The organism is Nocardioides stalactiti, from assembly GCF_014180715.1.
GTDB classification, from domain to species: Bacteria; Actinomycetota; Actinomycetes; order Propionibacteriales; family Nocardioidaceae; genus Nocardioides; species Nocardioides stalactiti.
Genome location: NZ_JACEFC010000006.1, coordinates 60602 through 71566, shown reverse-complemented (window position 1 = coordinate 71566; position 10965 = coordinate 60602). Strand labels below are relative to the sequence as shown.

The following is a 10965-nucleotide window of genomic DNA, read 5'->3' as shown; positions in this document are numbered from 1 at the left end:
CGACCTCACCGACGCTGGGCTGGCCGACCCGTTGTTCGCGGGGCTCCCGCGCGCGTTCGGCGCCTACGGTGGCCACAAGGAGTGCATCAGCCGGCTTCCCGGTCAAGCGGTGGCGCTGGCGACGTCCGAGGCCGCCCCCGTCCAGGCGTTCCGGGTGGGGCAGCACGTCTACGCGACCCAGTTCCACCCCGAGCTGGACCTCGACGGGATCCTGACCCGGATCGCCGTCTATGCCCACTACGGCTACTTCGACCCGTCCGAGCAGGAGGCCCTCGGGGAGGCCGCGGCAGCGGTCAGCGTCACCCACCCGATGACCATCCTGCGCAACTTCGCGAGCCGCTACGGATCGGTCGACGCAACGTAATCGTGACCGACGCCCCGAGCCGAACCCCTCCCGTGTGCCACTGGGCGCAGTACGTTGGTAGCGGACGAGTTCCCTGGGAGCAGGAGGTACGCCGATGTCGAACATGGGAGCCGACGGGCGTCGACAGAGTCGCGAAGAGCTCGAGGAGCAGGTGCGCTACCTCGAGGCGGAGATCCACGACCTGCGTCACCGGGTGACCGACGTCCCTGGCGGGGCCGCCCGATCGCTGGAGCTCCGGCTCGCCGATGCGCAGCGCTCCCTCGCTGCGGTGACCGCCCAGAACGAGCGTCTTGCCGGCACCCTGCGCGAGGCGCGTGACCAGATCCTCAAGCTCAAGGAGGAGGTCGACCGGCTCGCCCAGCCGCCCGCCGGCTTCGGCACGTTCCTCCAGCGCAACGAGGACGACTCGGTCGACATCCACACCGGCGGCCGCAAGCTGCGGGTGAGCGTGAGTCCCAACGTCGACCTCGACCAGCTCCGGCGCGGCCAGGAGGTCATGCTCAACGAGGCGCTCAACGTGGTCGCGGCGTTCGACTACGAGACCGTCGGCGAGGTCGTCATGTTCAAGGAGCTGCTCGCCGACGGCGAGCGGGTCCTGGTGATCGCCAACGCCGACGAGGAGCGCGTGGTCCGGCTCGCCGAGCCGCTGCTCCACGAGACCCTGCGAGCCGGTGACTCCCTGCTTCTCGACTCACGGGCGGGCTACGTCTACGAGCGGGTGCCGAAGTCGGAGGTCGAGGAGCTGGTCCTCGAAGAGGTCCCCGACATCACCTACGAGACCATCGGCGGTCTCGGCAACCAGATCGAGATGATCCAGGACGCGGTCGAGCTGCCGTACCTCTATCCCGAGCTGTTCGCCGAGCACGAGCTCAAGCCGCCGAAGGGGATCCTGCTCTACGGCCCTCCGGGCTGCGGCAAGACGCTCATCGCCAAGGCCGTCGCCAACTCGCTGGCCAAGAAGGTCGCTGCCAAGACCGGCGCCGAGGGGAAGTCCTACTTCCTCAACATCAAGGGCCCCGAGCTCCTCAACAAGTACGTCGGCGAGACCGAGCGCCACATCCGGCTGGTCTTCCAGCGGGCCCGGGAGAAGGCGAGCGCCGGCACGCCGGTCATCGTGTTCTTCGACGAGATGGACTCGCTGTTCCGCACCCGCGGCTCGGGCGTCTCCTCCGACGTCGAGAACACGATCGTCCCGCAGCTGCTGAGCGAGATCGACGGCGTCGAGCTGCTCGAGAACGTCCTCGTGATCGGTGCCTCCAACCGCGAGGACATGATCGACCCCGCGATCCTGCGGCCCGGTCGTCTCGACGTGAAGATCAAGATCGAGCGGCCCGACGCCGAGTCCGCGCGCGACATCTTCTCGAAGTACCTGACGCCGAACCTGCCGCTGCACGTCGAGGACCTCGCCGAGTTCGGCAACGACCGGCAGGCGACCGTCGCCGGCATGATCCGGGCGGCCGTGGAGCGGATGTACTCCGAGACCGATGAGAACCGGTTCCTGGAGGTCACCTACGCCAACGGCGACAAGGAGGTCCTGTACTTCAAGGACTTCAACTCCGGCGCCATGATCCAGAACATCGTCGACCGGTCGAAGAAGATGGCCATCAAGGACTTCCTCGACCACGACCAGAAGGGCCTGCGGATCTCGCACCTGCTCCAGGCCTGCGTCGACGAGTTCAAGGAGAACGAGGACCTCCCCAACACCACCAACCCCGACGACTGGGCCCGCATCTCCGGCAAGAAGGGCGAGCGGATCGTCTTCATCCGCACGCTCATCACCGGCAAGCAGGGCACCGAGCCGGGCCGGTCGATCGACACGGTGTCGAACACAGGCCAGTACCTGTAGGTCCGGGAACCGATCGCGCCGGGGAACCGTCATTCCGACATGCCCCCTGGTCGGTCGGTCCTGCTCGTCCCCGCGCTTCTCGCGATGCTGGTCGGTTGTCAGGACGACGGCAGCACCGCGAGCGGGCCGGTCCGAACCGGCGAGCCGGCGGAAGGCGCGGTGCCGACCCCGCACGCCGCGCCGCCGGACTGCGTCGCAGCACAGGAGGCGGACCGCGGCGACCTCGCGGGCGAGCCGACCTGGGTGCGCTTCTGCCCGGGACCGGACGGTCTCACCGCGCCGGCGGAGGTGCCGTCCGACGCGCTGACGACGCACCTCGACCTCCTGTCGGGCCTCACGGCTGCCGTCGGTGACCCGGGCCTCGACTGCCGCCGCGGCTTCAGCCGGACCTATCGGCTCCAGATCGGGTACGACGACGGCGAGGTGGCGCAGGTCTCCGGACCGACCGGTCCGACGTGCCTCGGCACCCTGCGAGGCGCAGGATGGTCGGTCGGCGGGCCGGACCGGCTCGGGGTCTACGGCGTCGTGATGGCGGCGTACGGCCGCCAGTACGCCGACGGCTTCGACGCCAGCGCCCCTGGCGACCCGATGACCTGCCCGGAGGACCCGCAGCGACCCGACAGCGTGGACCGCGACGGCGCGTCGACCGCGCTCGAGACCGGCTACCGCTACGGCCGCCCCGACCCGATGGTGATGCCACTGACCGCTGTCCGGGGGATCCTCTGCACCTGGTCGTTCGGCGCGGCCGAGCCCGTTGTGCGTGACCTCAGCGCGGAGGAGGCGGAGCGGGTACGGATCGGGATGCACGCGATCTACGGCGCGATGGTCGACTGCGGGATGAGTCGTGGCCCGACCCACACGGCGGTCGTCGAGGACGAGACGGGCACCCGCCGCGCGGTCACCATCGTGGAGTCGCAGTGCTCGACCGTGATCCGGAGCGACGACGGCTACGGACTCGGGTTCCCCTGGCTCGATCAGTAGCTGTCGAACGTCACCTGCGGCTCGTCGCCGACCAGGTCGCCTAGGGGAGCTTGACGAGGCGGACGAACGACGCCTCGAGGTCGCCGTTGAGCGCCTCGAGGTAGAAGTCGGTCGAGGCGGCGAGGGAGTCGTCGAACGAGGCGTCCGGGACGGTGAAGGTGACCGTCCTGAGGGCGCCGGCGCCGGTTCCGGTCACCACCGGAGAGGTCACCAGCACGTCCGACGTCGTGCGGTAGCCGACCCGCCAGGTGCGGCCGGCGAAGCCGCGGTAGGTGACCTTCAGCTCCACGGCTCCCGGAGCGGAGCCGAGGAAGTCCTCGTCGACGTCGAAGTAGATCCGGTCCTGGCCGTCGCTGACATCGGTGCGCAGGGACTCGAAGGACTTCCCGTTGTAGGGGTCCGGGTCGCCCTGTCGGACCAGCGATCCGCGTACCGGCGTGCCGTCGGCCGCCACGTCGCGCTGCACCAGCCAGCGCTCGAGGTTCCGCACGTAGGGGAACCCGTCCCAGGTCTTGTCGCCGCGCTCCTTCCAGTACCGGTCCTCGGCGTCGCGGAGGGCGACCCAGGCGTCGGGGGCGGTCTCGGCCGTGTGGCCCACCTCGAGTCGGACCCACGCCCAGTGGTCCGCCAGGGCGTTGAACCGGCTCGGCCCAGGAACGGCGTAGATCCAGTTCATCCGCAGCTGGAGCGCTTTGAGGTTCGACATCGGGACGCTCCACAGCGGGTCCTGGGAGTGGAACCCGCAGTCGGTGTAGCACTCGTTCTCGGCCGCGGCGACGCGTCGGCCGTCGAAGAGCTGCCAGTCGTCGTCGGTGTGGAGGTGCCCGTCCTCCCCGATCGTCGTGCCGTAGGCCGGCACCTCGCCGAGGTGGTTGTTGAAGACCTCGGTGATCCCGTTGCGGATGCCCATCCCCGCGACGACGGCGTCCCGCGCGAAGAGCGCGACCCGGTCGCCGAACCGCCCCGAGTAGGGGTAGTCCTCGCCGGTGTAGACGAGCTTGTAGGCGTAGTCGTCCGACGGGTCGTCGTTGTTGCCGTTCATGATCGCCACCAGGTCGGCGACCATCCGCTGGTGCCACCGGCGGTACTGGCGGAACGTGAGCCCCGTCTGGCGCACGCCCGCGTCGACCATGTCGTAGTCGAACTCCGCCCAGGTGAACGCACCGGGGACGTAGACGAACCGCAGCCGGTCGTCCGAGCGGAGGTCCGCGCCGATCATCAGCCGCCGCCACGTGTCGCGGAGCTGGGTCCACACGCAGGGCTGCCAGATCGGCAGGTGCCGCATCCCGTCGTAGTCCGGGCCGACCGTCGGCGCGTCGCACTTCCGGGTGACCCATCGCGGTGCCCACGGCTTCCCGCTGGCGAACATCCGCATCCAGAAGTCCGAGGAGTCGTCGAGCTGGTCGGACAGGCTCGCCAGGTCCATCCCGTACGCCGTGCCGGTCGTGGACGTGCTCAGCGCCCCCGGCCGCGGCTGGACCTGGCGCCAGGTCAGGTCGAGGCCGCGCAGGTCGATCCTGGCGGACGGGTACTCGGAGAAGAATCCGCTGTTGGGCGCCCGGTCGGTGCCCGCCGGAAGGGTCCAGTCGTAGCCGTCGACGGTGCCGGTGACGGCCGCGCGGCCCGGGTCCGACCCGGCGTCGGCCCGTGAGTCGGTGGGAACCGCCGCGGCCGCCGCGACGAGGACGGCGGCGACCGCGAGCGTGCGGGCAACCATGTCGGCACTCTAGACCCGCGACAGCCCGCTCATCGCTGCTTCAGGAACCACGCCTTCGCGACGTTGAACACGCCGTAGGCGCCCAGGCCGACCGCGATCGCGACGAGCAGCCAGGGGCCGAGCGGAGCGTCGCGGAGGCGGTGGAGCGCCTGGTCGAGCCCGGCGGACTTCTGGGCGTCGTGGGTGACCCCGGCCCAGACGAACAGGGCGCCGACGAGCACGAAGGCGGCCCCGCGTCCGGTGAACCCGGTCCGCGCCAGGACCGTCACCGCGGTGCCGAGGTCGCCGCTGCTGGCCTGGTGCTCCAGCTGCTTGCGCCAGCGGTCGGTCAGACCCTTGACGACGTTCCAGAGCCCGTAGCCGGCGATCGCCAGCCCGACGCACACCACCAGCGCGGGACCGAGCGGCAGCTGCATCAGACGCGCCGTCCACCCGTCCGTGCCGGACCCGCCGGACGAGCTCCCGAGCACGATCTTGGCTGCACCTACCGCGAGGACCGCGAAGATGACGGCGCGACCGGCGGATCCCGCACGGGACGCCCAGCGGCGCGCGCCGTCGTGGTCGGTGTGGCCGCCGATCGCCTCGCACACCTCCCACAGGACGAGGGCGGCGAGCCCGATCGCCGCCACCACGAGGGCCGCGGTCCCGAAGGGCTGAGCGGCGAGCTCGTGGAGAGCGCCCTGCCCGGAGACCTTGCCCGTGCTGTCGCCCAGCGCCAGCTGGATCGCGAGGATCCCGACGACGACGTACACGACGCCGTACGTCGCGTACCCCAGTCGCGCCACCCACGACAACGCCGTCGAGCCCTGTGCCTCGCGCGCTTGTTCCTTCACCGACATCGATCTGCCCCCTCGGGTCCTGCTCCTGGTACCCACGGCGGGCACGGCCCATCCGCGGGACGGCACGTCCACCCTCGGTACGGCACCGTCCCGCGTACGCTGAACACATGAGCGTCCGGCGCGTGATGGGCACCGAGGTCGAGTACGGCATCTCGGTCCAGGGCATGCCCACGGCCAACCCCATGGTCGCGTCGTCGCAGGTCGTCAACGCCTACGCGTCCGCCACCGTGCGGGCGCGCCGGGCCCGGTGGGACTTCGAGGAGGAGTCGCCGCTGCGCGACGCCCGCGGGTTCGACATGTCACGGCAGGTCGCGGACCCGACCCAGCTGACCGACGAGGACCTCGGCCTGGCCAACGTCATCCTGACCAACGGCGCTCGCCTCTACGTCGACCACGCGCACCCGGAGTACTCGACCCCCGAGGTGGTCACGCCGCTCGACATCGTCCGGTGGGACAAGGCGGGGGAGCAGGTGATGCTCGACGCCGCGCGTCTCGCCCAGAACCTGCCGGGCAACCCGTCGATCGTGCTCTACAAGAACAACACCGACAACAAGGGGGCGTCCTACGGCGCCCACGAGAACTACCTGATGCGGCGGTCGACGCCGTTCGCCGACATCGTCCGTCACCTCACACCGTTCTTCGTCAGTCGTCAGGTGATCACCGGCGCCGGCCGGGTCGGCAAGGGCCAGGACGGCCGGGAGCACGGCTACCAGATCAGCCAGCGCGCCGACTTCTTCGAGGTCGAGGTCGGGCTCGAGACCACCCTCAAGCGCCCGATCATCAACACGCGGGACGAGCCGCACGCCGATCCGGAGAAGTACCGCCGGCTCCACGTGATCATCGGCGACGCGAACCTCTCGGAGATCTCGACGTACCTCAAGATCGGGACGACCGCCCTCGTGCTGGCGATGATCGAGGACAGGTTCATCGCCGAGGACCTCACCGTCGACACGCCGGTCGCGTCGCTGCGGGCGGTGTCGCACGACCCGACGCTGCGCCAGACCGTCACGCTCGCCGACGGCCGCAAGCTGACGGGCGTCCAGCTGCAGATGGAGTACCTCGACCTGGCTCGCAAGTACGTCGAGGACCGCCTGGGCGCCGACGCGGACGAGCAGACCCTCGACGTCCTCGCCCGGTGGGAGGACGTCCTCGACCGGCTCGAGCGCGACCCGATGTCGCTGGCCGACCAGCTCGACTGGGTCGCCAAGCTCAAGCTCCTCGAGCAGTACCGGTCGCGGGACGGCCTGGCCTGGGACGACGCCAAGCTCCAGCTCATCGACTACCAGTACTCCGACATCCGTCCCGAGAAGGGGCTCTACCACCGCCTCGTCGGGGCCGGCCGGATCCAGCGGCTGCTCACCGACGCCGATGTCGAGCACGCGATGACGATGCCGCCCGAGCAGACCCGGGCCTACTTCCGCGGCCGGTGCCTGGAGAAGTACGCCGACCACGTCGCCGCGGCCTCGTGGGACTCCGTGATCTTCGACCTGCCGGGCCGGGAGTCGCTGCAGCGGGTGCCGACGATGGACCCGTTGCGCGGCAGCCGGGCCCACGTGGGGGACCTGATCGACGCGTGCGACACAGCGGAGTCGCTCGTCGCCGCCCTCAGCCGTTGAGGACTCGCTAGGCTCGGGGCATGGCCCAGGAGCAGAAGCAGCCGCGCAAGAGCGGCGAGGAGCAGGACGCGACCGAGGTCGCGCCTGAGTCCGACGTCGCCGAGCGCAAGGAATCCCTCGACGACGACGTCGACGCGATCCTCGACGAGATCGACGACGTGCTCGAGTCGAACGCCGAGGACTTCGTGAAGTCGTTCATCCAGAAGGGCGGTCAGTAGCTCGTGACCGAAGCCCGGATCCCGGCTGCCTACATGCAGCCGGGCACCTCGTCCTTCAGCGACTTCCTGAGCGAGCACGCCCCCGACCTGCTGCCGGCCCGCAAGTCGCTGCCCGCGGGCAGCCTGGCCGACCTCGCGCCGCACGGCACCACGATCGTCGCTGCGACCTTCCCGGGCGGCCTGGTCATGGCCGGCGACCGTCGCGCGACGATGGGCAACGTCATCGCGCAGCGCGACATCGAGAAGGTCTTCCCCGCTGACGAGTACTCGACGGTCGGCATCGCCGGCACCGCCGGCCTCGCGGTCGAGATGGTGCGGCTCTTCCAGGTCGAGCTCGAGCACTACGAGAAGATCGAGGGCAGCATCCTGTCGCTCGACGGCAAGGCCAACCGGCTGTCGGCGCTCATCCGCGCCAACCTCGGGATGGCGATGCAGGGTCTCGCCGTGGTCCCGATGTTCGCCGGCTACGACCTCGACCGGGGGATCGGCCGGATCTTCGGCTATGACATCACCGGTGGCCGCCACGAGGAGCGCCACTTCTTCACGGTGGGCTCGGGCTCGCTCTTCGCCCGCGGCGCCATGAAGAAGCTCTACCGCGAGGACCTCACCGAGACGGAGTGCGTGACGCTCACCGTCCAGGCGCTGTACGACGCCGCGGACGACGACTCCGCGACGGGCGGTCCCGACCTGACCCGACGGATCTTCCCGGTCGTGTGGGTGATCACCGCGGAGGGCGGCCGCCGCATCAGCGACGACGACGTCGCCGCGATCGCCGACCAGGTGGTGGCGGGACGGATGCAGCGTCCCGACGGACCCAACGCCCCGCTGCTCCAGGGAGGTGACGTGCAGTGAGCATGCCGTTCTACGTCTCGCCCGAGCAGCTGATGAAGGACCGGGCCGACTTCGCCCGCAAGGGCATCGCACGCGGCCGCTCGTTGGTGGCCGTCCAGTACGCCGACGGTGTCCTGTTCGTCACCGAGAACCCGTCCCAGGCGCTGCACAAGGTCTCGGAGATCTACGACCGGATCGCGTTCGCCGCGGTGGGTCGTTACAACGAGTTCGAGAACCTGCGGATCGCGGGCGTGCGGCTGGCCGACATGCGCGGCTACTCCTACGACCGGCGCGACGTGACGGGCCGCGGGCTGGCCAACGCCTACGCCCAGACCCTCGGCACGATCTTCTCCAGCGGGGGCGAGAAGCCCTACGAGGTCGAGATCTTCGTCGCCGAGGTGGGGGACGACAGCGCGGACGACCAGATCTACCGGCTGACCTACGAGGGCCGGGTGGGTGACGAGCACGGCTACGCCGTCATGGGAGGCGACGCCGAGACGGTCACGTCCTACCTCGAGGAGCACTACACCGAGGGTGCCTCCCTCGACGCGGCACTCGCGGTCGCCGTGGCGGCGCTGGGTCACGCCACCGAGGGCGGTCAGACCACCGACCGGGTGATCCCGGTCGGGGACCTCGAGGTCGCGGTGCTCGACCGTTCCCGGTCGCAGCCGCGGAAGTTCGCGCGGATCCTGCCGGCCCGGCTCGACGCCTTGCTGGGCGAGCGGGGTCCCTCGGAGCCGGCCCCGGCCGAGTCGACCAGCAGCACGGACGACGCGGACAGCACGGACGACGACGGAGACGCGCCGATCGCACCGCCGCTCTGACGGCTCACGGCACGCGTCCGGGCGTCAGACGAGCGGGCGCGTGCCGCGGTTGTGGTGCGCCACGATCTCGGCGGCGAGGAGCCTCAGCTTCACGTTGAGGTCGCGCGAGTGGTCGCGCAGCTTGTCGAAGGCCGCGTCGTCGTCGAGCTGGTACTGCGCCATCAGCAGGCCCAGCGCCTTGCCGATCTCGCGGTTGCTGAGCAGGCCCTGCTGGAGCTGGTCCACGACCTCTTCGCTGCGGCGCGCGAGCAGCCGGAGCTCGAGGTGGTCCACCACGAGCGCGGCCAGGCGGGTGAGGACGTCCTCCTCGTCGGCGGACAGGACGCGGGTCTCGGGGTCGGCGACCCAGAGGTGGCCGATCTCGTAGCCGTCCGGGCTGACCAGCGGTCGGCGGGCCAGCTCGACCAGTCCGGCGCCGGGGTCCGGCTCCCCCCAGGTGATCTCAGCGACCGCAGCGTGGCAGGAGACGGCAGCCAGGTCAGCGATCCTCCGAAGGGCAGGCTCGAGGGGCGCGTCGAGCACCTCGTAGCGCCGCACCGCCCGCAGACGGGCCTCCTGATCCACCTCGCACACCACGGTCACGGGGGAAGTAGAGCGGTCGGCCGTGGTCGTGATCTACCGCAGCAAGCGCAGCGGCCTAGGTGTTCAACGAACCTTGACAACGCCCCCGGATCAACGGCGGCGCAGGGTCGCGCTCGGCAGCTCGTCGTACGCCGCCCGGTAGAGAGCGCTGAACCGGCTGGGGTCGGCGAAGCCCCACCGGCCGGCGACCCGGCTGATCGTCGTCGAGGCCGGGTCGGCCTCCTTCAGCTCGGCACGGACGCGGTCGAGCCGCACCTTGCGGAGGTAGGCCATCGGCGTCGTGTCGAGGTGGCGTCGGAACGCCAGCTGCACCGCACGCACCGAGGCGTGGCACGCCTGCGCGATGTCGGTGACCCCGAGGTCGAGGTCCGGGTGCGTCTCGCAGTAGTCGATCGCGCGCCGCAGCAGCGCCGGGAGCGGGGTCTCCGGCCCGCTGGGGTCCATCGGCTCGGCGAAGGCGGCGAGCACGGTCGCGGCGAGCAGCCGGGCGGTGTGACCGAGGACGATCGGACTCTGCGCCACCTCGTCGTCCCCGAGCAGGATGCTGTCGACGTAGCGCATCGTGCGCCGCCAGCTGGCCGCCTCGGCCCGGCCGAGCGGCTCGTAGCGCAGGCGCGGAGCTCGGTCCTGCCCGGCGACGTCGGCCAGCAGGCCGAGGTCGATGCCGAGCAGGTGCATCCGGCCGCCGTGGAGGCGACTGGCGTACTTCTCGTCCGGCCGGGCGATGAGGGCGACGTCGCCCGGACCGAACCGGCGGTGCCCGGCGGCCGTCCAGATGTCCATCTCCCGGGCGATCATCCCGGCGATGAAGACCTGGCCGAGTGGCTCGACGGCGTACTCGGTCGTCAGCGAGTTCCCGAACGTGTCGAGGCGGAGCACGCCGAGGTCGGCGCGGGTCTGCTCGTACCGGAAGGCCTCGCGATCACCCCGGACCACCATCTTGTTGTCGGAGTAGTCCGCGGCGACCCGGGCGCGACCCTCGTCGGGGTCGGTCGTGGTGAAGGTCGAGCGGACGGGCGGGTGCAGCATCAAGCGTCTCCATGCGAAGGAGTCGGCCAGGGGGTTGTTGGCCTGGACTTGGCGTCACGTTATCCCGCCGCGCCGACCGGCACGGCCGAACGACACCCCGGCCCGCCCCGGACCCCGT

11 protein-coding genes are annotated in these 10965 nt (G+C 70.6%); 7 read left to right on the top strand and 4 right to left on the bottom strand.

The genetic code is table 11. From position 1 onward, the window contains the following. The 3 genes from H0487_RS02445 to H0487_RS02435 all read left to right on the top strand — a co-directional run. Positions 1-364: type 1 glutamine amidotransferase family protein (locus tag H0487_RS02445; protein WP_512698503.1), on the top strand; the 364-nt coding region annotated here is incomplete at its 5' end. A 103-nt stretch (positions 365-467) separates the two neighbouring features. Then, positions 468-2210: a proteasome ATPase gene (arc, locus tag H0487_RS02440; protein ID WP_220793012.1), complete on the top strand. Its 1743-nt coding sequence runs from the start codon at positions 468-470 to the stop codon at positions 2208-2210. Positions 2211-2249: 39 nt separating this feature from the next. Continuing rightward, on the top strand, positions 2250-3191 hold the full coding sequence (locus tag H0487_RS02435) for a hypothetical protein (RefSeq protein ID WP_183092633.1): 942 nt from the start codon (positions 2250-2252) through the stop codon (positions 3189-3191). Positions 3192-3231: 40 nt separating this feature from the next. Here H0487_RS02435 and H0487_RS02430 read toward each other — a convergent pair whose 3' ends face one another. After that, positions 3232-4908 carry a hypothetical protein gene (locus H0487_RS02430; RefSeq protein ID WP_183092632.1) on the bottom strand — a complete coding sequence of 559 codons (1677 nt, stop codon included), beginning with the start codon at positions 4906-4908 and terminating at the stop codon, positions 3232-3234. Between the two features lie 29 nt (positions 4909-4937). After that, positions 4938-5747: a DUF1206 domain-containing protein gene (locus H0487_RS02425; protein WP_183092631.1), complete on the bottom strand. Its 810-nt coding sequence runs from the start codon at positions 5745-5747 to the stop codon at positions 4938-4940. A gap of 107 nt (positions 5748-5854) precedes the next feature. On the opposite strand from H0487_RS02425, the gene dop reads away from it, so the two are divergent. Genes dop through prcA form a run of 4 tightly spaced genes read left to right on the top strand, consistent with a single transcriptional unit; the run spans position 5855 to position 9236 of the window. Beyond that, positions 5855-7363: a depupylase/deamidase Dop gene (gene dop, locus H0487_RS02420; RefSeq protein WP_183092630.1), complete on the top strand. Its 1509-nt coding sequence runs from the start codon at positions 5855-5857 to the stop codon at positions 7361-7363. Between the two features lie 20 nt (positions 7364-7383). Next, entirely contained in the window at positions 7384-7581 is a 198-nt protein-coding gene (locus H0487_RS02415; RefSeq protein WP_183092629.1) for a ubiquitin-like protein Pup, read from the top strand. 33 nt (positions 7582-7614) lie between these two features. After that, on the top strand, positions 7615-8433 hold the full coding sequence (gene prcB / locus H0487_RS02410) for a proteasome subunit beta (protein ID WP_183092641.1): 819 nt from the start codon (positions 7615-7617) through the stop codon (positions 8431-8433). Continuing rightward, complete coding sequence (gene prcA / locus H0487_RS02405; protein WP_183092628.1) at positions 8430-9236, top strand: proteasome subunit alpha; 807 nt, start codon at positions 8430-8432, stop codon at positions 9234-9236. The genes prcB and prcA overlap by 4 nt, the downstream gene beginning before the upstream one ends. Positions 9237-9260: 24 nt before the next feature. Here the strand turns inward: prcA and H0487_RS24125 are convergent, their stop codons facing one another. Next, positions 9261-9818, bottom strand: coding sequence for an ANTAR domain-containing protein (locus H0487_RS24125; RefSeq protein ID WP_183092627.1), 558 nt, complete (start codon positions 9816-9818; stop codon positions 9261-9263). A 90-nt stretch (positions 9819-9908) separates the two neighbouring features. Further along, on the bottom strand, positions 9909-10847 hold the full coding sequence (locus H0487_RS02395) for a helix-turn-helix transcriptional regulator (RefSeq protein ID WP_220793001.1): 939 nt from the start codon (positions 10845-10847) through the stop codon (positions 9909-9911). Between the last annotated feature and the right edge of the window lie 118 nt (positions 10848-10965).

Excerpts from the sequence above, each read along its gene's own strand:
- arc (WP_220793012.1), top strand. The coding sequence starts at position 468 with ATGGGAGCCGACGGGCGTCGACAGAGTCGCGAAGAGCTCGAGGAGCAG.
- H0487_RS02435 (WP_183092633.1), top strand. The coding sequence starts at position 2,250 with ATGCCCCCTGGTCGGTCGGTCCTGCTCGTCCCCGCGCTTCTCGCGATG.
- H0487_RS02430 (WP_183092632.1), bottom strand. The coding sequence starts at position 4,908 with ATGGTTGCCCGCACGCTCGCGGTCGCCGCCGTCCTCGTCGCGGCGGCC.
- H0487_RS02425 (WP_183092631.1), bottom strand. The coding sequence starts at position 5,747 with ATGTCGGTGAAGGAACAAGCGCGCGAGGCACAGGGCTCGACGGCGTTG.
- dop (WP_183092630.1), top strand. The coding sequence starts at position 5,855 with ATGAGCGTCCGGCGCGTGATGGGCACCGAGGTCGAGTACGGCATCTCG.
- H0487_RS02415 (WP_183092629.1), top strand. The coding sequence starts at position 7,384 with ATGGCCCAGGAGCAGAAGCAGCCGCGCAAGAGCGGCGAGGAGCAGGAC.
- prcB (WP_183092641.1), top strand. The coding sequence starts at position 7,615 with ATGCAGCCGGGCACCTCGTCCTTCAGCGACTTCCTGAGCGAGCACGCC.
- H0487_RS02395 (WP_220793001.1), bottom strand. The coding sequence starts at position 10,847 with ATGCTGCACCCGCCCGTCCGCTCGACCTTCACCACGACCGACCCCGAC.